The 21,366-nt window shown below is 56.0% G+C and carries 18 protein-coding genes and 2 pseudogenes; 7 read left to right on the forward strand and 13 right to left on the reverse strand.

What is annotated here, in order from left to right; all coding sequences use genetic code 11:
- Positions 1-53 precede the first annotated feature (53 nt).
- Positions 54-281: a hypothetical protein gene (locus ABD919_RS09450; protein ID WP_345235752.1), complete on the forward strand. Its 228-nt coding sequence runs from the start codon at positions 54-56 to the stop codon at positions 279-281.
- Between the two features lie 32 nt (positions 282-313).
- On the opposite strand, the gene ABD919_RS09455 is transcribed toward ABD919_RS09450, so the two are convergent.
- Positions 314-727 (reverse strand): acyl-CoA thioesterase, encoded by a 414-nt coding sequence (locus tag ABD919_RS09455; protein ID WP_345235753.1) that lies wholly within the window; start codon positions 725-727, stop codon positions 314-316.
- Positions 728-883: 156 nt separating this feature from the next.
- Here ABD919_RS09455 and ABD919_RS09460 point away from each other — a divergent pair, with 156 nt between their 5' ends.
- Both ABD919_RS09460 and ABD919_RS09465 read left to right on the forward strand, forming a co-directional pair.
- Positions 884-1,078 carry a cold-shock protein gene (locus tag ABD919_RS09460; RefSeq protein WP_345235754.1) on the forward strand — a complete coding sequence of 65 codons (195 nt, stop codon included), beginning with the start codon at positions 884-886 and terminating at the stop codon, positions 1,076-1,078.
- Between the two features lie 354 nt (positions 1,079-1,432).
- Complete coding sequence (locus tag ABD919_RS09465) at positions 1,433-3,427, forward strand: DEAD/DEAH box helicase (RefSeq protein ID WP_345235755.1); 1,995 nt, start codon at positions 1,433-1,435, stop codon at positions 3,425-3,427.
- A 224-nt stretch (positions 3,428-3,651) separates the two neighbouring features.
- On the opposite strand, the gene ABD919_RS09470 is transcribed toward ABD919_RS09465, so the two are convergent.
- The 3 genes from ABD919_RS09470 to ABD919_RS09480 form a co-directional block, all read right to left on the reverse strand.
- Positions 3,652-4,098 carry a PA2169 family four-helix-bundle protein gene (locus tag ABD919_RS09470; RefSeq protein ID WP_345235756.1) on the reverse strand — a complete coding sequence of 149 codons (447 nt, stop codon included), beginning with the start codon at positions 4,096-4,098 and terminating at the stop codon, positions 3,652-3,654.
- A 104-nt stretch (positions 4,099-4,202) separates the two neighbouring features.
- Positions 4,203-5,459 carry a BaiN/RdsA family NAD(P)/FAD-dependent oxidoreductase gene (locus ABD919_RS09475; protein ID WP_345235757.1) on the reverse strand — a complete coding sequence of 419 codons (1,257 nt, stop codon included), beginning with the start codon at positions 5,457-5,459 and terminating at the stop codon, positions 4,203-4,205.
- A gap of 43 nt (positions 5,460-5,502) precedes the next feature.
- Positions 5,503-6,384: a Rossmann-fold NAD(P)-binding domain-containing protein gene (locus ABD919_RS09480; RefSeq protein WP_345235758.1), complete on the reverse strand. Its 882-nt coding sequence runs from the start codon at positions 6,382-6,384 to the stop codon at positions 5,503-5,505.
- 183 nt (positions 6,385-6,567) lie between these two features.
- Between ABD919_RS09480 and ABD919_RS09485 the strand changes: the two genes are divergently transcribed.
- Complete coding sequence (locus ABD919_RS09485; protein WP_345235759.1) at positions 6,568-7,440, forward strand: SDR family oxidoreductase; 873 nt, start codon at positions 6,568-6,570, stop codon at positions 7,438-7,440.
- Positions 7,441-7,654: 214 nt separating this feature from the next.
- Here ABD919_RS09485 and ABD919_RS09490 read toward each other — a convergent pair whose 3' ends face one another.
- Positions 7,655-8,530, reverse strand: a complete 876-nt coding sequence (locus ABD919_RS09490) for a DUF1571 domain-containing protein (RefSeq protein ID WP_345235760.1) — start codon at positions 8,528-8,530, stop codon at positions 7,655-7,657.
- 59 nt (positions 8,531-8,589) lie between these two features.
- Positions 8,590-8,889: a hypothetical protein gene (locus ABD919_RS09495; protein ID WP_345235761.1), complete on the reverse strand. Its 300-nt coding sequence runs from the start codon at positions 8,887-8,889 to the stop codon at positions 8,590-8,592.
- Between the two features lie 106 nt (positions 8,890-8,995).
- On the opposite strand from ABD919_RS09495, the gene ABD919_RS09500 reads away from it, so the two are divergent.
- On the forward strand, positions 8,996-9,751 hold the full coding sequence (locus tag ABD919_RS09500) for a glycosyltransferase family 2 protein (RefSeq protein WP_345235762.1): 756 nt from the start codon (positions 8,996-8,998) through the stop codon (positions 9,749-9,751).
- 87 nt (positions 9,752-9,838) lie between these two features.
- Here the strand turns inward: ABD919_RS09500 and ABD919_RS09505 are convergent, their stop codons facing one another.
- From ABD919_RS09505 to ABD919_RS09530, 6 genes and pseudogenes are all read right to left on the reverse strand, one after another.
- Positions 9,839-12,073 (reverse strand): S46 family peptidase, encoded by a 2,235-nt coding sequence (locus tag ABD919_RS09505; RefSeq protein WP_345235763.1) that lies wholly within the window; start codon positions 12,071-12,073, stop codon positions 9,839-9,841.
- A 209-nt stretch (positions 12,074-12,282) separates the two neighbouring features.
- Positions 12,283-12,789, reverse strand: a complete 507-nt coding sequence (locus ABD919_RS09510) for a YkvA family protein (RefSeq protein ID WP_345235764.1) — start codon at positions 12,787-12,789, stop codon at positions 12,283-12,285.
- A 317-nt stretch (positions 12,790-13,106) separates the two neighbouring features.
- Positions 13,107-14,051: pseudogene (locus ABD919_RS09515) on the reverse strand (DDE-type integrase/transposase/recombinase).
- Positions 14,052-14,405: 354 nt separating this feature from the next.
- Positions 14,406-15,344 carry a DoxX family protein gene (locus ABD919_RS09520; RefSeq protein WP_345235765.1) on the reverse strand — a complete coding sequence of 313 codons (939 nt, stop codon included), beginning with the start codon at positions 15,342-15,344 and terminating at the stop codon, positions 14,406-14,408.
- Between the two features lie 27 nt (positions 15,345-15,371).
- Complete coding sequence (locus ABD919_RS09525) at positions 15,372-16,526, reverse strand: carboxypeptidase-like regulatory domain-containing protein (RefSeq protein WP_345235766.1); 1,155 nt, start codon at positions 16,524-16,526, stop codon at positions 15,372-15,374.
- 185 nt (positions 16,527-16,711) lie between these two features.
- Positions 16,712-18,712 carry a prenyltransferase/squalene oxidase repeat-containing protein gene (locus ABD919_RS09530; protein WP_345235767.1) on the reverse strand — a complete coding sequence of 667 codons (2,001 nt, stop codon included), beginning with the start codon at positions 18,710-18,712 and terminating at the stop codon, positions 16,712-16,714.
- Between the two features lie 1,194 nt (positions 18,713-19,906).
- Between ABD919_RS09530 and ABD919_RS09535 the strand changes: the two genes are divergently transcribed.
- Together ABD919_RS09535 and ABD919_RS09540 are read left to right on the forward strand one after the other, a co-directional pair.
- Complete coding sequence (locus tag ABD919_RS09535; protein WP_345235768.1) at positions 19,907-20,113, forward strand: hypothetical protein; 207 nt, start codon at positions 19,907-19,909, stop codon at positions 20,111-20,113.
- Between the two features lie 210 nt (positions 20,114-20,323).
- Positions 20,324-20,560 carry a hypothetical protein gene (locus ABD919_RS09540; RefSeq protein WP_345235769.1) on the forward strand — a complete coding sequence of 79 codons (237 nt, stop codon included), beginning with the start codon at positions 20,324-20,326 and terminating at the stop codon, positions 20,558-20,560.
- 137 nt (positions 20,561-20,697) lie between these two features.
- Here the strand turns inward: ABD919_RS09540 and ABD919_RS09545 are convergent.
- Positions 20,698-20,863 (reverse strand): annotated as a pseudogene (locus ABD919_RS09545) (transposase); the annotation flags it as partial.
- Between the last annotated feature and the right edge of the window lie 503 nt (positions 20,864-21,366).

The following is a 21,366-nucleotide window of genomic DNA, read 5'->3' on the forward strand; positions in this document are numbered from 1 at the left end:
TGTTCTAAATTACTTTCGAGGTTAAGTAACCAATACTATTAGGACAAGCAGTTATGGCCCTCATTATCTTGCCGGTTTTATTTGCTGTCGCCTTTGCATTCTCGATGGTTATACTCATTATTGGTAGCTGGGTAGCAAGAATTCTTGGATTCGTAAATGGAAATATACGAGGCCTTTCCGTGCTTTTTTCTCAAATTTCAGCTGTCTTTGCAATCCTGCTCATAATAGGTTTTATAATTTATTATGAATGGCTTGCTTCACAAAACCTTTTAATAAATTAACCCGTCGTCAGTGTAGGTATTCTAACGCGGGTTTATTCCTTTTCTGTTAGCCACCCCACCACCTCTGCTTCCACCCGCACCGGCCGGCCGCTGCCGGGGTCGAGCAGCACCCAGGTGGTTTCGGCCTCGCAGAGCAGCGCTTCATCGGCTACCCTCACAATCCGGGTATGGCGCACTGAGGTCGCCCCGCTGGTTTCGCCTACCCAGGTGGTAGCCCGCAGCGACTCGCCCGCGAAGCTCGGCTGCCGGTAGCGGATGCGGTGCTCGCGCACTACCCAAACGTAGCGCCCGCGCTGCTCCGGCGGGCAGATAGCCAGCCAGTGGGCGCCGGCTACGTCCTGCACCCAGCGCAGGTACTCCACGTTGTTGGCGTGGCCCAGGGCATCGATGGCTGCCACAGGCACCTGAAATTCATGAGAGTAGCGAAAGGCGGCGGAATCGGGCATGGGGAGGGGGAAAGACAGGAAGAAGGCAAAGGTCGGCAGCATGGAAAAAAATATGGCCGGACTTTGTCATTTAAAAATTCTACCTATCTTTGACGCAACCTAGGAAATCAAGCCGCGGTGGCCCAAAAGCTTAGGGAAATTCCACAAACAACCACCATGCCCACCGGAAAGGTAAAATTCTTCAATGAAACCAAAGGCTTCGGTTTCATTAAAAACGACGAAACTGGCGAAGACATTTTCGTTCACATCAGCGACCTGCAGGTTAGCTCGATTCGCGAAAATGACCACGTTCAATACGAGGTTGCCCAGGGCAAAAAAGGCCCGAATGCTGTGAAAGTTTCGCTGATCTAATTCAGCTCTTGCTTTACGACGTAAAGAAAGCCCGCTTCTGGCGGGCTTTTTTTTGTGCCCGCCGGAACGATAAGCGCTGCTATTACGTCAATGGCCCTACGCTTTGAAACAGAAGGGCGAAAAAGGAAAGAGTAGCAGTTGTTAGCTATTCTGCCATAATTTACGTACCTTTGCACCCGCATTTGAGAATGGCCATAAGTCCGCGCATACCCGGGAGGGGTGATAACGCATTGGCCGCGTAGTTTTTCCGGTTGTTTTTTCCCGCCTGATTGTCGAAGGTAGTATAGGAGGGGAAACGTCGCTGATTCGGCTGTTTTCAGAGCGTAGTCTCTTACCCCTTACTAATTCCAATTCATGGAAGCTGAAAAAATTGTAGTTCGCTTTGACGAGCTAAACCTTTCCGAAGAAGTACAACGTGCCATCACCGAGATGGGCTACGAGGAAGCTTCGGCCATTCAGGCCGCCGCTATTCCTGCCCTGCTCGCCGGCAAAGACGTAATTGGCCAGGCCCAGACGGGTACCGGCAAAACCGCCGCCTTCTCCATTCCCGCCATCGAGAGCATCGACACCGAAAGCCGCGATGTGCAGGTGCTGGTGCTGTGCCCCACCCGCGAGCTCGCGGTGCAGGTATCGGGCGAAATCCAGAAGCTGGGCAAGTACAAGCGCGGCCTGGCCGTGGTGCCCATCTACGGCGGCAGCAGCTACGACCGCCAGTTCCGCGCCCTGGAGCGTGGCGTACAGATTGTTATCGGTACCCCCGGCCGCGTGATGGACCACATCGAGCGCGGCACGCTGAAGCTCGATAAAACCACGAAAATCATCCTCGACGAAGCCGACGAAATGCTCGACATGGGCTTCCGCGACGACATCGAGTACGTGCTGAGCAAGATGCCCGAGGAGCGCCAGACGGTGTTCTTCTCGGCCACGATGAGCAAGCCCATCATGGAGCTCACCAAGAAGTACCAGACGGAGCCGCAGGTGGTGAAGGTAAACCACCAGGCCATGACGGTGAACAACATCGAGCAGAGCTACTACGAGGTGCGCGGCCCCCAGAAAAAGGACGTGCTGACCCGGGTGCTCGACATGTATAACCTAAAGTCGACCTTCGTATTCGCCAACACCAAGCGCATGGTGGACGAAATCGTGGCCGACCTGCAAGCCAAGGGCTACTTCGCCGAAGGCCTGCACGGCGACATGGGCCAGCAGCAGCGCCAGAACACCCTCGACAAGTTCCGCAAAGGCACCCTGGAGGTGCTGGTAGCCACCGACGTAGCTGCCCGCGGCATCGACGTCGACAACGTGGAGGCCGTGTTCAACTACGACCTGCCGGCCGACGAGGAGTACTACGTGCACCGCATCGGCCGCACGGGCCGCGCCGGCAAGAGCGGCCGCGCCTTCACCTTCGTGAGTGGCCGCGACATCTACAAGCTGCGCGACATCATGCGCTTCACCAAGGCCCAGATTAAGCTGGAGCAGGTGCCGTCGTTTGCCGACGTGTCGGAAGTGAAGACTACCCTGTTCCTGGGTCAGATTAAGGAGGTTATTGAAAAAGGCAACCTCGAAAAGTACGTGGCCCGCGTGCAGCGCCTGCTCGACCAGAGCGAGGAAATCACTTCCCTGGACATTGCCGCCGCGCTGCTGAAGATGACCATGAAGGAGGACAAGCGCGCCGAGCAGAGCCTCGATGCCAGCCGCACGGCCGGTGCCGCCCGCCCCGGCTTCACGCGCCTCTTCGTTACCATGGGCAAGAAAGACCGGATTCACCCCCGCGACATCGTGGACCTGATTTCCGAGAGCACCAACCTGCAAGGCAGCAAAGTGGGCGACATCGCCCTCTACGACAAGTTCAGCTTCGTGGAAGTGCCCTCGGAGTTTGCCGATGAGGTGGTAGGCCAGCTCGGTCGTACCAGCATTCAGGGGCGTCCCGTAAGCTTCAGCATCGCCACGCCGGTACAGGAAGGCGCGGCCAAGGAAGAAGGCAACACCCGTGGCCCGGGCGGCTTCGGCGGCGACCGGGAGCGCCGGCCCTTCGGTGGCGGTGAGCGTCGGGAAGGCGGTTTCGGCGGTGGCTACAAAGGCAACCGTGACGGCGGCAGCAGCTACGGCAACAAGCCCAGCTACGGCGACCGCCGCGAAGGTGGCTACGGTGGCGGCTACAAAGGCAACCGCGACGGGGGCAGCAGCTACGGCAACAAGCCCTCGTATGGCAACAAGCCCAGCTATGGCAACAAGAGCTACGGCGACCGCCCCAGCTACGGCAGCAAGCCCGGCTACGGCAACAAAGGTGGCTTCGGCGGTGGCCGCGACAACGACTCGCGTCCTTCCAACCGCGAGAACTACGACGAATAGAACCGCAGATTCTAACGGATTCTGAACCGCAGATTTTAACGGATTTTACGGATAAGAACGGATTCTATCCCATTCTTTGTGAGTAGCTACCCGCTATGTTATGTTGATTTTTAGTGTTTTAAACAAGAAAGGCCGCTCATTGAGCGGCCTTTCTTGTTTTATCTCGACTGGTTTACGGTTCTGAATCCGTTCTTATCCGTCAAATCCGTTAGAATCTGCGGTCCTTATTTAGAAGAGTCGCGCAGCATCTTGATTTTATCGTGCGCCTCGCGCACGCCCTGGTACTGCTTTTCGATAACCGACTTCAGGGCCATGGGCAGCCCTTCGGCTTTAAGGGCGGTTTGGTAGGCTTTCACGGCGTAGTCTTCGCCACGCTCGCACTCGTTGAGGACAGCCTTACTGTCTTTGCTGGTGATGGCGGCCTTGAGGTTAATCCAGGCGCGGTGCACGGTACCGGTCACTGAGGAGCTTTCGTCGGGCTTGAGGTTCAGCTTGAACATCTGGTCCTCGATTTCGGTGAGGTATTCGGAGCGCTGGGCGGCATAGGTGCGGAAGGTGTCTTTGAGCGTGGGGTCTTCCACGTCGGTCATGGCGTCGGCATAGCCTTTCTGGCCATCTTTGAGGGTTTCAACCAGCTCATTGAGCAGGGCTTGGGTGGCTTTGGCTTCCATTGAAATAAGGAAAAAGGGTTGGTGAAAGGTATTCCCCTCTTTACTAAGCGCGCCAAGTGAAGGTTACAAAGCCGGCAAGGGCCGCCCGCCTACTTGTTCATCGGCTACCCGTTGTCCCTGGCCATGGCCCGCCCAGCCAGGAAGCCCGTGGTCCAGGCGGCCTGGAAGTTGAAGCCCCCGGTGATGCCATCAACATCGAGCACCTCTCCGGCAAAATATAAGCCGGGGACTTTGCGGCTCTGCATGGTTTTCAGGTCGACGTCGGCGAGCTGAATGCCGCCGCAGGTCACAAACTCTTCCTTGTAGGTGGTTTTGCCACGCACGCCCAGGGGGGTGCGCAGCAGTAGCTCCAGCAGGCGGTTCTGGGCTTTGGCGGGCAGGTCGCTCCAGCGCAGCTCCTCCCCAATGCCGGCCTCGGCTACCAGCGTGCGCCACAGCCGCTGCGGCAGGCCAAACAGCGGGTTGACGGCAATGGTCTTGCGGGCATTTTCCTGGCGGTACTGCTGCAGCCAGGTGCGCAGGGTTTCATCGCTGTGCTGCGGCACCCAGCTGATAAGGGCCGTGCCGGTGTAGCTGAGCTCGTGCAGGCGGCGGGCGCCCCAGGCCGAGAGCTTGAGCACGGCCGGGCCGCTCAGGCCCCAGTGCGTCACCAGCACGGGCCCTTCGTACTGCAGCTTCTCGCCGGCCAGCACCACCCGGGCCAGGGGCACGCTCACGCCCATAAGCTCACGCAGGGGAGAGTCGGGCACGTTGAACGTAAAGAGGGAAGGTACCGGCTCGGCCAGGCTGTGGCCCAGGGGGCGCAGCCAGTCGTACTGCCCGCTTTTGGGCTGCCCGCCCGTGGCTACCAGCACGCTGCGCACCTGTAAGGAGCGGGCCGCCGGGGCGCCGCTGCCGCTCAGGTGCAGCTGGAAGCCGCCTTCGGCCAGGGGCTGTATCTCGTCGACCTGGGTATTGAGCAGGATGCGAACCCCGGCGATGCGGGCGGCATCTTCCAGGGCCCGGGCAATGGTTTCACTGGAATCGGTGGTGGGGAACATACGCCCGTCGGCCTCCGTCTTGAGCTGCACGCCCCGGCGGGCAAACCAGGCAATGGTGTCGCGCACGCCAAACTCCTGAAAGGCCGACTTCAGCTGCTTGCCGCCGCGGGGGTAATGGGCCACCAGCTGGGCCGGGGTTTCGCAGGCATGGGTGACGTTGCAGCGGCCCCCGCCCGACACGCGCACCTTGCTGAGCAGCTTGCCGGTTTTCTCGAGTAGCAAAACCGTAAGGGCCGGGTTGGCCTCGGCGCAGGCAATGGCCGCGAAAAAGCCGGCTGCGCCGCCACCCAGCACAGCCACGGAAGAAAGGGCAGTGTTCACGGGGCAAAGGTACGGCACCCAGGCTGTCGGCTGAGCTACGCCGCTAGCAGAAGGGCAGGGCAGCCAGTACGTCGTCGTGCCGGAACTGGTACGGCACCATGCTGCGTACCAGGGAAGTGTCAATGGTTTTGCCCGTGATGGGCGCCGTTTCCTCGCGGAAAGTGGGGGGCTCCAGCCCCAGGAAGCGGGCCGCTTCCGGGTAGAACTCGCGTCGCAGCGGGTGGCTGGCCGAGCACACGTTAAAGGTGTGGCCCCAGATGTTGTGCTGAATGATGGACGAGAGCACGCCCACCGCGTCGGTGAGATGCAGCAGGTTGACCGGGGCGTTGCCCTGGCTTAGGTCGCGGCGGCCGGCCAGGAAGCGGCCGGGGGCCCGCTCCGGACCAATGAGGCCGCCCAGGCGAACTACCGTGCTCAGCCACTGCCCGTAGCGGGGCACGAAGTGTCCTTCGGCCCGCAGCACGTCGGAGGCGGCATCGCGGGTGCTCATGGCATCATGCTCCCGCATCAGGCGGGGCTCGTTGGGGTACACGCTGGTGGAGCTGACAAACAGCACGTGGCGGATGCCGGCCGCAGCCACGGCCCGGTGTACAGGGCGCAGCAGGGTGGGATAGGCGCCGGCGGCTGCGGCCCGGGGCGGTACGTTCAGCACCAGCACGTCGGCCGCTTGCAGCAGGCGCAGCAGCAGGGCCTCATGGGAGGGGCCAAAATCTGCTCCCAGGCGCAGGGTGTAGCCCTGAATGCCCGCGGCAGCCAGTACGGGCAACTGTTCAGGGGTGGTGGTCGTGCCGAGCACTGTGCTGCCAGCTGCAACCAGGGAGCGAGCCAGGGCCAGCCCCAACCAGCCACAGCCTAATACTAGCACAGTGGGCAATGCCGACACCGGGCTGCCGTCCGAACGGGCGCCAGGGTTAGAATTGCTCATGGTAAATTAATGCAATAGTGCGGGAATCAAGCCGCGAAGATGCGAATAAATAATGAAACACTATATTATGGCGGGTCTAAAGATATTTTGTTAACCTGCACCAGCTTTTTAAACAGTAGCCAATGCTGTAGCTTGTACCTTCGGGCCCGGTTCATAGACGCCACCATATTTAACTGCTTTCGCATGACAACACCCTACACTCAGCCCATGCTGCGCGACAATGCTTTACAAGGAAAAACCATTGTCGTGACCGGCGGGGGCACTGGCCTGGGCCGGGCCATGACTACGTACTTCCTGCAGCTGGGGGCCAACGTAACCATTACCAGCCGCAAGCTGGAGGTGCTGGAAAAAACAGCCGAGGAGCTGCGGCAGCAAACCGGCGGGCGCGTGCTGGCCCTGGCCTGCGACGTGCGCAAGTACGACGAGGTAGAAGCCATGCTCGACCGCACCGTGCAGGAGTTCGGCAGCATCGACGTGCTGCTGAATAACGCCGCGGGCAACTTCATCAGCCCCACCGAGCGGCTGTCGCACAAAGCCTTCGATGTAATTGTGGACATTGTGCTGCGCGGCTCCTACAACTGCACCCTGGCCGTGGGCAAGCGCTGGATTGCCGACAAGAAGCCCGGCACCATTCTCAACATCGTCACTACGTACGCTTCGGTCGGCTCCGCCTTTGTGGTGCCCTCGGCGGCAGCCAAGGCCGGCGTGCTGGCCATGACCCGCTCGCTGGCCGTGGAGTGGGCCAAGTACGGCATTCGCTCCAACGCCATTGCGCCCGGTCCTTTCCCCACCGAAGGCGCCTGGAGCCGGCTGTTTCCCGAGCCCCTGGCCAGCAAGCTCGACCCAGCCGGCAACGTGCCCCTCAAGCGCGTGGGCCAGTACCAGGAGCTGGCCAACCTGGCCGCTTACCTGGTGTCGGACTTCTCGGCCTATGTAAACGGTGAAGTCGTTACCATCGACGGCGGCGAGTGGCTGAACGGAGCCGGCGAATTCAATAAGCTGGAAATTCTGACCCCGGAAATGTGGGACCAGATTGAGAAAACCATGCGCCGATAAATCGCTGATTGGCGCTGATTTTTTTGATTGCGCTGATTTTTTCGTTCTGCAGACTTTTGCGATTGTTTGTATAAAAAAGAGGCCTGCTTTTATAAGCAGGCCTCTTTTTTGTCTAATCAATTTTGCCAGCGGAGGCTAGCATGAATAGCGCAACAGGAAGAAAAAATGAACAGAAAAAATCAGCGCAATCAAAAAAATCAGCGCCAATCAGCGATTATAGTTTGTAGCCTGGGTATCCTTTTTTGAATTCTTCCAGCGGAATGGACTGGTTGGGAATGACTTCTGAGAACTCAAACTTCTCAAACAGGCCTTTGTCGTCTTCTACGTGCACCATGGTGGGTAGAAAGGTCTTGGGGTCGACGCTGAGAATGGTGCGGCGGCCGTAGGCGTTGGGTACCTGCAGCACTTTGCCTTCGGGAATCTTTTCTTCGGGGTTCAGGTCGTTGCGCTCCATGATGCGGAACTCGCCGCAGCCAAACCGCTCAGCTACAGTGCTGACCGTCTCGTTTTTGCCGGCCTTGTAGCTCACGTAGCGAAACTGCGGGTAGTTGGATTGCATGATATGGCAGGTTTTGCCTTGCACGGTGCTATCACCTACGTAACGAAACGAGCGGCTATAGCTGTGGTCCTGACGTCTGCCCGTGGTGCGCAGCAGCTCGGCAATGGTGCCGAAGCCCGCCTGCAGCACGGTGTGGTGCTGGTTGCTGCGCATGAGCTTGCCGTTGGGGTCGAGGCTGAGCGTGACGTAGGGGAAGGTGGCCGGGTACACCCAGGCGTCGCCGTCGTTTTGTCCCGTTACCCACAGCACTTCCACGCCCTTCTGGTTTTTTACATACACCCGGAACGGAGCGAAGTTAATTTTCATGACGCTGCGGGCCCGGTTGATTTTGCCCGCTACCCGCTCCTGCGCGTTCACCGTGCAGCGCAGCGTCTTCAGGTTTTCGATGGCGGCGCCCATGCGGGCCGCAACCTGCTCGGTGGTGATGGCGGCCTGCGGCTGGCCGGCCGGGGCGGCCCCGGTAAAGAAAAAAGCCAGTAGGGGCAGTCCGGCTGGAATAAATAGAGAAGCGCGGGCAGAGAGTGAAGGCATAAGTGGATGTTGATACAATAAGGAAAGATACGGCGAGCCTTGTCTGCAGCCGTCCTTAGCTAGTTCAGGCTGATATGAGGGAAGCGCGAGGCGGCGCTGTCGAAAATGAACAGCTCATCAATTTCCACGCCATGCAGGTGCTCATACAGCGGAAACTGCTCAATCATGGCTTGCACGGCGGCCGCATCGTCGCCGTGCATGGTCACCCAGCCCCGGCTGCGGTCGGCGCTGATGGCATAGGCTTCGATGACTTTATCGGCCAGCAGCTGGTTGATAAAAGCGCGGTGACGGGGAATGAGGGCAATAAAATCCGCATCGAAAGCCTCGGGAAGGCGCAGGGAAACTACGAAAGTGGGCATAGGAATAAAGCCAGGGCAAGGGCCTAAACGCCGCGTGCGAATGGAAAGTTAAATTTAAGGAAGAATGCGGGGCAACTTTTCGGCGCAACAGCCGAAAAATAGGGGTATGCACTTTTCCGTTATCACCCCCACGCACCAGCGGCGGGACCTGCTGCCCGATGCGGTAGCCAGCGTCCGGGCCACCATCAGCGCCCCACTCGACTTCTCCTTCGAGCACCTTATTTACGACAACGGCTCCAGCGACGGCACCCCGGCTTACCTGCGCGAAGCCGCCAAGGAGCCGGGGCCCCCCCTGCGGTACTGGCAGCACGCCAGCAAGCAAACGGCCGGCTTTGCCCGCAACCAGCTCATCCGGGAAGCACCGCCCGAGGCCTGGATTGTGCCGCTCGACGACGACGACTTCCTGCTGCAGCGCACCCTGCACAACTACGCCGCCCAAATCAACGCCCACGCCGGCCGGCCCTGGCTGGTGGCCGACTTCCTGCGCGTCGACGAGCAGGGCCGCTACATGCCCGGCGAAGACTATTACAGCTGGCGCTTCGACTCCCCGGCCGACATGCTGCGGGCCATTTTCCGGGCCGAGCATTTTATTCAGGGCAACGTGTGCTACAGCCGGGCCTTGTTCGACGAAGTAGGCGGCTATACTGCCGAGCTGACCATGGCCGAAGACCTGGACCTGTATGTGCGCTTCCTGCTGGCTGGCCACCTGCCCGTGCTCTGTCCCCACATCAGCCACCTGCACCGCTTTCACCGCAGCAACGTGAGCATTGGCGTCGACGCCGACAAGCACAACGCCGACCTGCGGGTTATCTATGAGAAATACGAGCAGGAATTAAGCCGGCAGGGTATTGAAAAGCCCTGACTGGTTTATAGTTTAAAGTTAAAAGTGAGGAGTTAAAAGACAGAACGTCTTTTAACTCCTCACTTTTAACTTTAAACTAATGCTGTCCTAGCTTTTGACCTTCACCTTTACCTTTTTTACGGCTGGGGCTTTCGGACTTTCGCCTGGTGTGCCCACCAGGGTCATTTCCTTTACCAGGTGGCCGGCGCCAGCAAACTTGTCGACTACAAACAGCAGGTAGCGTACGTCCATGGCAATGTTGCGCACCCGGTCGGGGTCGAACATGATGTCGGACATGGTGCTTTCCCAGGCCCGGTCGAAGTTGAGGCCGATAAGCTCGCCGCGGCCGTTGATGACGGGCGAGCCGGAGTTGCCGCCGGTGGTGTGGTTGGTGGCGGTAAAGGCCACCGGCACGGTGCCGTTCACGGCGTAAGGACCGTAGTCTTTCTTCTGGTAAAGCTCCACCAGGCGCGGCGACACCTCAAACTCGGGGTTGGTGGGGTCGGCCTTTTCCATGATGCCGTCGAGGGTGGTGTAGTAGTCGTAGCGCATGCCGTCGGCGGGCTGGTAGCCGGCTACCTGCCCGTAAGCTACCCGCAGGGTGGAGTTGGCATCGGGGTAGAAGGTGCGGGAGGTCTGCCACTGGCGCAGGGCAGCCACGTAGCTGCGCTGCAGCAGGGTGATGTTGTCGGCAGCAGCTTGATAAGTTGGCTGAATCTGGGCGCGCAGGGTGTTCTGTACGGCGCTGGCCAGCTGGTAAGCGGGGTCCGACGTCAGGGAAGCGGCGTTGCCGGCCAGCAGGTCGTCCACTACTTTGTTGGCGCCGGCTTCGGTGGCGAGGCGGGTTTTGGCAAACAGGTCGGCGGCAAAGCGGGTCCAGCTTTCGGCGTTGGTGTTCTGCGCTTTGAGGCTCTTCACGTACTCAGGCAGCAGGGCGGCCGGGGTGTTGTCGGCGTAGAGCGGCAGCAGGGCCGCCGCCACCTTCTGGTCGGTGGGGGCGTTGTAGTTGCGGAAAAAACCGGCGATGCCCGTGCGCAGCTTGTCGGCCGCGGCCTTCACCTCGGCGGCTGGCGCTTTGGCTGCAATTAAGTCGGCGACCGGCACAAAGGCATTGGCAAACTTGAGCAGCTCGACGCCGAAGGCCGCTTCGCTCACGTAGGCCCGGGCCAGCACGTAGTCACGCTCCTGGGTGTAGTTGCGCTGCAGGTCGGCCAGCAGCGTGCCGTAGGCGGCCTGCCGGCCAGGGTCGGCCGCCACCCACTTGCTGAATTCGGCTTCCTGGTTGCGCTTGCGCTGCACGGCGTCGAGCTTTTTCAGGCCCCGCATCTCGCCCTGCCACTTCTTCCAGTAGTTGGCAATGCTGGCGTACTTGGCGGCGTACTGAATGCGGACTTTGTCGGAAGCCAGCATGTCCTGGTCCCAGATTTTAAGCAGGGCGGTGCGCACCTTCACCCGGGCCGGGTCGTCGACGGAGTAAATTTCATCCACGCCCCAGGAGGTGAGGTACTCGTTGGTGCGGCCGGGAAAGCCAAACACCAGGGTGAAGTCGCCGGGCTTGACGCCGGCCAGGGAGATAGGCAGGTGGTGGCGCGGCTTGAAGGGCACGTTCTGCGGCGAATACGCCGCCGGCTTGTTGTCGGGGCCGGCGTAGATGCGGAAGATGCTGAAGTCGCCGGTGTGCCGGGGCCAGGCCCAGTTGTCGGTGTCGCCGCCAAACTTGCCGATGCTGCTCGGCGGGGCACCCACCAGGCGTACGTCCTGAAACACCTCGGTCACAAACAGGTAGTACTCGTTGCCGCCGAACATGGGCCGCACAAAAGACTGGTAGTGGGTGCCTTGAATGGCAGCCTGGGCTACTTTCTGGCCATTGGCCTGCACCTGCTTTTCGCGCTCGGCTTCGGCCGTGCCCGGCGCGATGCCGGCCAGCACCTGCTTGGTCACGTCTTCCATGCGCACGATGAAGGTGGCCGTCAGGCCCGGGTTGGCCAGCTCCTGGCTGCGGTCCATGGCCCAGTAGCCTTTGGTGAGGTAGTCCTTCTCCACCGAGGAGTGCTGCTGAATCTGGCCGTAGCCGCAGTGGTGGTTGGTGAGCAGCAGACCCTGGTCGGAGATGATTTCGCCGGTGCAGCCCCCGCCGAACTGCACCACGGCATCCTTCAGGCTGCCTTTGTTGATGCTGTAAATGTCTTCGGCCGAAAGCTTCAGGCCTTTCTTCTGCATGTCCTTTTCATTCAGCTGCTTGAGCAGCAGGGGCAGCCACATGCCTTCGTCGGCAAACGCCACCGGGCGCAGCGTGAGTAGTAAGCCGGCCAGCAGGGCCAGCGGACGCAATAGTCGAATCATAGAAAGACGTAAAATCGGGTGGGAGCCCAAAAATACGCCCGAATGGCGGAGCAAAGCCCCTTGTCCCTATCCCATAGCAAGGGCAGTAAAAGGAAAGACCTTAGCCGGGCCGAAGAAGTAGCAGCGCGTGTCGGCTGCTTTTCCTCTGCCCAGCTAAGGTCCTTCGGCCGCTTTAGCGCAAGAACTGCTGAGAAGCTTGAATGGGTCTATCAGGAATGGCCTAGCTGCGCTACGCTGGGCAGGCTGGTATCGGCGCTGGCGGCAGCAGTAGCGGGAACAGCCCCAGTTATGCTACCCCGCGAAGAGTCTTCCCAGGCGCGGTATCGGGAAATTTCCTCCTGAAACTTGCTCACAAACCAGCTAATCAGGCTCAGGTCGTCGAGAAAGCCCAGCACGGGAATAAAGTCGGGTACCAGGTCGATGGGCGACAGCACGTACAGCAGCACGGCCAGGCCCGATACAATAGTGGAAGTGTTGATGTCGCGGTATTCACCGCTGATGTAGCGCCGCACCAGGCGTACCAGGGTCTGGCCCACGTCAAACAATTGCTTGAACTTGCTGTCCGTACTTTTTTTGTCGGCGAGCTTGTCAGCCACCTCGTTCAGCGTGGTAATTACTTTAAAGGGGCGGCCCAGCAGCTTGGTGGCGCGGCCCACAAACATGTTGAACAGTACGTTCTTGGAAATCTTAAGTCCTTTATCGGAGAGCGTAGCCATAGCCTGAGGTTTTATGTCGGGCTTACGCGCCGGGCTAGGGGCGGGTTTTACCGGTCCGGCAAAAGCCGGTTAGTAACAGCAACCGCAACATACGGTGCTAGCTGCGTGCGGGCATAGTGCAAAACGATGTGGGCCGCACCTTATTCACATAATAGACTTGTTGAGCGAAGGCCACGGGGCTACTGGAATACCCTGTGCGAGCAGATGGCGCAGGAGAAAGTCACCGAAAAGGTCCCGCGTTATTTTGAATTACACCTGATTGCAGCTAACAGTTTTGGGATTTGGGTTTGTGGGATTTCGAAACCGAAAACCGTCTCCTAATTGTATAATCCCAAGGTGAGCTGGGTAGGGTCATGAGTAAAGATAGTCGGGTCCTTTTGCCACTGAACACAGATAAAGTCGTGTGGGGTGAGCCCACGCAGGGTCTTCAAGCGCTTGGCGTGGTTAAAGGCCAGCAAAAAGGCTTGCAGGTGCTCGTTGAGCTCCTCCGTGGTCTGGTAGTGGTAGCGCTGGACGGTAGCCTCTTTAATTCGTGCGGTTCAGACGTTTAACTTGCCCCTTGGTCAACCGGGGCGTCGGTTTGATCTGTCAGTGCTCCACACCGAAGGCCCGGCAGATACGAGCAAAAGTGTGTCCGCCCGGAAACCACTGATGGGGCTGCAGCGTGAACTGCACCCCGTTGTCGGTTAGTACGGTGTGGGCGTTGTAGGGCAGCTTTTACAGCACCTGCCGCTAAAGTCCGCTGCGACCATACGCGTTGCCCGCGGGTGCAATTCAGCAAAAGCTACTTTCCTGGTGCGGTCGATGGCGACGAAGAGGTACTGCCGGCCTTCTACGGTGCGCACTTCCGCGAAGTCGACGTGCAGGTAGCCGATGGGGTAGTCCTGGAATTTCTTTTTCGGCGGACTCTGCCCGTCCTCATTCAGGGGCTGACGGCTGATGCCGTGGCGTTTGAATCAGCGGTGCAGCCCCGTGCGGAACAGCTGCGGTATCGTGGCCTGCAGCGCGTAGAGGCAATCGTCAAGCGCCAGCAGGGTGTGCCGCCGAAAGGCCACGGCGATGGCCTCCTGCTCGGCCGTAAGCACCGTCGAGGCCGGTCCCCTGCGCGCATCCGTTGTGGTGGGGCGCTTACGCCACTTGGCCACCGTTTTCGGGTTGATACTGTACCGGCTGGCTAGGCTTTGTAGGCTTTCTTGGCTATGTTGGATAGCGCGCCGTATCGCCGCCGCCGTGCGGGCGCTGCCGTGGAGTACTTGTCCAATAAGGAAGGGTGAAATTCCGGACCTGAAAATACCCCATCACACCCTGGGACCATACACTTTGGGTGGTAAGCTGAAATCCCCAGCAAAAAGACCCGTTTGCTCACGAGCTTCGGCAACTGCAATCTGAACCGTGACCGCAACAAAGTCGTGCTCTTATTTAGCCGCTTCAAGCAGTGTCACCGGTTGGCCCCTGCTACGAATGGACCGCTAGCAGCATTTAGGAAAGGCACTATTTCGCATCCGACTTACTTTCTGTCCCCTAATAATTCGTACAACTTAACGGAGCAGGCTGCAAAATGGCTTAATAATTTTATTCTCAGTAATTGCCAGGCCTCATTGAGGCGCGTTTATTACTTACTTTCGTACATGTCCTACTGTGTAGCCAGTGTTCCGGTGGCTCGCATCAAAAGCTAGCCGTAGAGAGTCAGCGCTTGGGAAGCGAGTGGTATACACAGCCAGTATGGTGTCGCGTCGGACAAAAACTGCGGTGGGCACCAAGCTGCTAATTCTAAGGATTTCCTTCCCAGTTACAGACCTAATGCCAAAATCTGGCTTGAAATGAGACAGGTACTTTTGCTGGTTCTCCTTGGTGGCAGGTGGACACAAAGCCACAACTTTGCTAACTAAACCGCTGCTCCGGTATTGCATTATTTTGGGGGTTGCGGCCCAGCAGTGCGGGCAGGTTGGACTGAAAATAAATACAACGTAGGTAGAATCAGGAGAGGGAGGGCAAAACGGTGCCATCGGAGAAGACCGAACAGCTTGTCCAGCGGAGACAGACAAGCGAAGAGCTGTGCCGTGTTGGACATACAAAAAAGCTGACAATAAGAAAGTGACTAGTGTTGCCCCGCTAATCAGTGTCCGTAAAGGAAATGGAGTAGGCAAGGGGGCAGGGGGAGCCTTGCGGTATAGCCATGCAGCAACCAGTAACAACAGACCATTGCGCAAAAAGGAAACCCATGGAGGCGTCTGTAGAGCATCAAAGGCGCCAAAACAGCCACAATCAGTAACTCCATGATGCAGATAGCCATAAGCAAACGAAACGGTGAAGATGGCTAGCACTACCATGCTTATTAAGGCTAAACGACGAACCTTCACTTGCAAAAGCAATCCTAATCCGAGCCAAATCTCTAGTGCAATGACAAAAGGAGCAATGTATCGTAGTTGTTTTGGGAAGCCATACCCTACGATGCTTTCCGCAAACTCAGCGGTATCGAGAGCCTTACCGAAGCCGGAGATAAGAAAAAATACGCCAAGTATACTTGGCAGCAGAATAGGAGCGAAACGCTTCATAGGTATTAGGTTGACCAATAAATTAGCCTAGTGCGTAAGCAGCGTGCCAAAAGCACCCTTTTGCTCAAACGCTTGGATTACTCCCTCTTCCAAAGGGGTTCGCTTGACAATAGAATTTTCTGCCCAAAAGGTGGGGTTGTAAGTTGTTCGCTTAATGGATACTAAATCAGATTTGTTGGCTTTGTCTACAGCAGAGGAGTAAGCAATCCCCGAAGGAACGGGCTGTCCATCGTAAAAAACCGTTAAGGAGTTTACTTGCAGGTTAACGTCATCTTTTTTGGGCCGAGCAATAACTGCTTGATAACGAACGCTGACATAATTGAGAATGGGGGCCCCTTTTTCGGAAGCTTGAAATACCATCTCAAAGAATGTGCGCTGGTCTTTAAACTGTGTAGAAGCGCTGTTTGAAGAAATTCGCACCCCTTCTGTTTCCATTTGAAACCGTAGAATTTGGTGGGTGATTGCGTCAATGGTGATGCTGCCCCGGTGATGGTTTGGGTTGATGCCCGGTTTACTGGCAAACTCTACTTCTACGAGTTGTTGCGTGCCATTTTCTGTCACCCCAACTAAGTTGAGTGAATAGTACCGCTCTACGTTAGGGCCTATCATCCAAATAGAACGACTGGTATCTGCCTGTGCATCGTATACGCCATAGAGTCGGGTATTAAGCGAAAAGTTATTTAGTTTAACTAAAGCTTTTTTCTCTGCATACCGACCTTGGGCTAAGGAAGTGCCTTCCACACCGGCATTGTTGGTTTTAGTGTTCCAAATCATTTCCAACACTTCGGTAGCATCCCCGTTGTGACGGGTTATCTGTCGATAGAAAGCCCGTCCATACGTTTTTTGCGAATAAAGTTGGCGTGATTTGTTATAAGCCTGCAGTAACAGGTCCGCTAAGTAGCTGCCAACGTGTATTTCGGGTAGAACCACAGATGCTGGAGTAAGCGAAATACGCAATACCGCAGCCGAGGTCACCACAATGGTATCGCGCCGATGACCTAGTTCGGAAACGAGTAATTTGCTTGACACAGGGACTTTCTGCAAAACAAACTCACCCTCCGCATTACATGTGGTGCCTATGCTGGTATTCAGCAACGACACACTTGCGTACGGGATAGGCTTATTCGTAACGGCATCAACTACTTTGCCTTCTAACTTCTGCCCCTGAGCCAAACGACTCAAACAAATTAGGAGGAATAGAATATGGTATCTTCTCATAAAAATTTGTCAAGCGTTTTACAGTTATTAAATTCAAATTCAGTAAGAGAGGCAAAAGTACGGAATGAAAATCAGAAGATTTGAGAATAAGAAAAATCAGTGAATTTTCTCATGAACTCAGAAGTTAACTTATTGTAAATATAAATAATTTATCCTGGCAGGCTCCTGCGATAAGCTGAAATTGCTTTCATCGCAATTACCGTTGAAAAAACGCGCATTTCATCTTCCACAATGATATTTGTTCCGCTGCTCGACAGACGCCAAGTGCTTACCTCCTTTTGCGGCTGCTGCACCTCCGGCGACGGGATTTGCATCAAGGCACTACTGCTCCAAGAGCCGTCCGTATGCTGATGCCGTAGAAGCCAATTGCAGGCTTTATCAGCCTGGGGTCGATAGCGGGCAAATAGTTCGGCGTCGCTGCAAATGGTGTCCAGCACCAGACCTGTATAATAGGCGCTCGAAGCCACAGGTGCCGGCAAGGCAGTTCCGAAACCGCCGTCCGCTAATTGTAGGTTGAGTAAGGCTTCGACGGCACTGTTAATCACATCAGCATACGCACCTGGGACGCTTTCCAAAAGCAGTCCTTTAATAATATATGTGGTACTATAAATTGGGGAGGTCCACCAATACGCCCCCCACATTCCTTCCGGGTTGCGCGCGTGCAACAAAAACTTCCGCACCTCGGATTGGCTTTCGGGATAGTCGTTGGTTCTGGCAAGAAAGTAGTAGGCCATAGCGCTAACGCAGGTATGATTCTGTAGCCACCCCGTCAAATTCGACTTTGACTTATCCAGCGATTGGTAAAGTTTCTGGTGGTCTGTATATGTACTGAACCCTCCGTCCTTGCGTTGATTGGCCACCCATGACGTGGCCTGTGGATACATTGGCTGACAGCTTAGATCAAGGGCAAGCAGCGCCGTAGTAGTGGAATCAACATCTGCAATCCAATCCGTGTTGTAGCCCCACCCACTGCCCTTTTGGTGGGAGTTCTGTAAAAAACGTGCCGCTTTAATTTTTGCTTGGCCACTGCAGGAGGGAATGTCAGCAATATGGGCTAGTACATAACCTGTGACCCATGAATTGCTAAGTCCCGCATTAGTATGAAAATCCTGCCAACTTCCATCCTCATTCTGGCTGTCGGTGATAAACGTCTCCGCCAAGCGAAGGCAACACGCCAGTTCGTTCGCCGCGTACGGCGCACCTTTAGCCGTGGCGTACCGCAGGGTAGTAGAAAAGCGGGACTTTGAAATTGCTCGCTTTACATGCGCTTCGTAGTAGAGACGCAAGTACATTATTGCCTTGTTTTGTCGAACTATGGTTTCCTGCCAAGCGTGTAGACCTAAAGCCTGCGCTATTTCCAAGGCCTGCGAAAAACAAGTATTTGATTGTTTCAACAATTTGTTTGCCACACCACTTAGGTGAAGATAACTGTGGCGTTTGGCTAATGGCCAATTATTAAGCTCGTACTGTTGCCTGCTTGCATGCTCATTTAAAGCCATGTGTGCCCAATTTATTTGAGCATTCTCAGCATCCTTGCGATAATCTTTTACATCATCCAAGAGTTGAAAACCTACGGAGAAATGGCGGTGTGCCTTCAATAATTGTTCGTATACCGACAGATATTTTTCTTCAGTAAGAACATGCAAAGAGTCAATAGCTATTTTGCCAAATGCTGACTTCTGTTCAGCGTGGGTTTCGTAAGCTGGCAGCGGTATAGTAATAGGATTTGCCTTGTCCTGAGCGACAGCATTAAGGTATTCATCCCTTCGGTTACCCCAATAACACCAAAAAATCGAATCAAGTGGGAATAAAGAAGAAAGCAACTTTATGGCCTCTTCCTGACAAATGCTGCTGACAAGGGGTGCATATGGTCGTTTAGTAGGGTGGGTAGAATCAACAATGTCATCTAATTCGATCAATGACCGATAATAGAAAAAGCCGGCTAGGCACAGTTTTTCGAGCTTCTCTGGCTCATGATATTGAAATGCCTCGTTAAACAAGAGCGGATAGTACAAATAGGCTGGCAGCGCCTTGGATATGAAGTGCTCATCGGTTACTAAATGCTTGAAAAAATTATTCAATGCCATTTTTCCCACATAAGCTATGAACTTATTTTTCCAGATGGTAAGTAGCGGCGCAGTAGCTTCCATGGATAATATAGGTTTTGTAAATAATGTAGCCCCTATGAACAATACATAGCACAATCATTAACTTTCTAGAGTGCAGGCTTAGTATTAGTTACTAGGTGCAAAAAGGGGAAGTGCACCAGAGTACACTTCCCCATACAGTGAACATACGGTTGACTACCAGTCGAAAGTGTGCGATACTGTAGCTGAGCAGGTACCGTTGCTGTTCACAGTAGCGCTGCAGGTTGTTTGCATTTCCAAACGCTCCTCGAGTTCCTCAATGCGGAAGAGGTCAATAGCTTGTTCGTTGAAATTATCCATGTTATTCGCGCCTATTGGCTTAAAGCAGTATGACATTACACTGCATTGTTTCAGGCTCTGCAAACCTACAGTAAGAATGGAGTGATGCATATTGAAAAAACGATAAATCGAAAAAGCGATTTTTTTACGTCGGTATGGATAAAGGCTTGTCTGATGTGTGTTATCGTGCTTTATATGCTGGCTATGGCAGACCACGCGCGTTGCTCGCCGACGACTGGCCCCGACGACTGTTAAGAGGTTACGGCCTACGCCTTTATTCTTGCATTCAGTACGGGGATGGCTACAGCACCCATATATGTGTACACAAAGCCGTGACACTGTGCCGTTACCCGTGGAGCTTCACGCTGATAATGACGCGCTCACCCGTAATGAGCCGTTCCATTCCCTGGCGCCAACAATGCCACAGTTCCCGACCATCGCCTACTTCGCCCCTAAGCGGATGCCTGAGCAACAGTGTAACCACTAGTGGCATTTATTTCTCTATAATTATTGATATAGGTTTTATATATTTATAAAAACCAATGCTTCCCAAAGTTGGACAGTAAATGGCGGGTATCTTAGTCAATGCCATGAACTCGTAACGTACGCGTCGTCGCTGCATTGTTGCGTTTAAAACAGCAGGGCGCTCGCCGCTCTGCTGAGCGGCACCCGCTGGCCGGGTTGGCCACGCGCTACCAGTTATCGGTGGAACAATTCCTTCGCTGAAAGCAGAAACTGCGCCAGCAGGCGGCGCAGGTCTTCACTGAGCCTGGTGCGGCCGTAGCAGCTGCACCCGACGTGGAGCCGCTTTACCCCACCATTGGCCGGCTGCAAATGGAGAACCAGTTGCTAAAAAACGCTGCCGCCATGTTCGTAGCCTAGCAACGCGCCCTGCTGCGGGCCAGTGCCGAAGGTTCAGTGCAGGCCCGCTGCCGGGTCCTGGGACTGGCCCGCAGCAGCTACTACGACCAGCCACGGGGCGAAAGCGCCCTGAGCCTGCTGCTCATGCAGCGGCTGGACGAGGAGTTCACGCGCCACATCTTCAAGGGCGTGGTCGGCATGCGCGACTACCTGCGCCAGCAGGGCCACGCCGTCAATGAAAAGCGCGTGCGCGTGCGCGTGTAGGGCATCAGGCCCTACCCGTAGCTGTAGCGGGACCGGCCCGCTACGGCCCGAATGAAGTGTGGAGCACCGGTATCAACTTTATGCCCCTGGCCCAGGGTTTCATCTACTTGGTGGCCGTGCTCGACCGACACGTGCGCCACGTGCTCAGCTGGGAACTCTCCAACACGCTCGTTGTGGGTTTTGCCTTATGGCCCTCGACCAGGCCTGTGCGTGGCAACGGCCCCATTCATCTACTACTCCTACCAGGGCAGTCAGTTTACCAGCCAGTCGTTCGAGCAGGCCTTGTTATACGCCGGCTTCCGCATTAGCCGCGACGGGCACAGCCGTGCCACCGAAAAGGCCTTCATTGAGTGCCTGTGGCGCTCAGTCAAACGGAAATGCGTCTACCTCAATCCCTCTACCTACGGCCAGTACCTCTACCAGAAGTTGTACGCCTACTTTACCTAGTACAATCACCACCGCCCTCAACCGGCCCTGAAGGGGCTAACTCCTGCCCAAGTCTTCGCCAAAACTCATGCCTTCAACCCTACTCAATTTGCTTAACATACCCCGCCTAAGCTGTCCAGTTTTTTGGGAGTAGTACACTGCAAGGTCGCTTTCGAGTAGGCATGCACGATTTCCACGCACACCTGCCCGCCGCGTTTGATCAGGCCAAAGACAATGGTTTTGCTGCCCGCCCGCGCCCGCGCTTGCCGCGCACCCGCCGTGGGCCGAAGTAGGACTCGTCCACTTCGACGTACCCTGCAACTCGACTGGCATCTGCAGTGAGCCCTTCAAGTGCTGGCGCAGGCGTTGGTACAGGCGCGTGGTGCCGACCCGGCGGGCTGTCAAACCCAGGGCAAACAGGCTCACGAGTTGCCGAAATTTAGCCTCCGAAATTTTTGCACTTTTGTAGTGCTAATTAAGTTTATAGATATCAAACGATTAGAATCAAATCTAAGACATTTGCTTTACTCGCCCCATTTAGAATTAGGTCTACCCATTAGGTAAGTATCCCTCAGCTTTGTAAGTTTGCCTGTACCAACAAACCCTCTCTTTCAAGGATTTGTTAGCTTCTGCTTTGTAGCAGACGCGGCGTTTCCACTTGCTCTCGTTCTACCCCCGTTTGCATGAATTGTTATTTAAGTTGTGGCGTTGCCACAATTCTACGAATCCCGCTGGCACACCCGGTCGTGCACCAGTTGTTTCATCCGATTCGCATATCGCCAAGGAAGGCCCGCCCAGCCACTACCCAAGTAGTCTGGCTTCGCTAC

The organism is Hymenobacter saemangeumensis, from assembly GCF_039541835.1.
GTDB classification, from domain to species: domain Bacteria; phylum Bacteroidota; class Bacteroidia; order Cytophagales; family Hymenobacteraceae; genus Hymenobacter; species Hymenobacter saemangeumensis.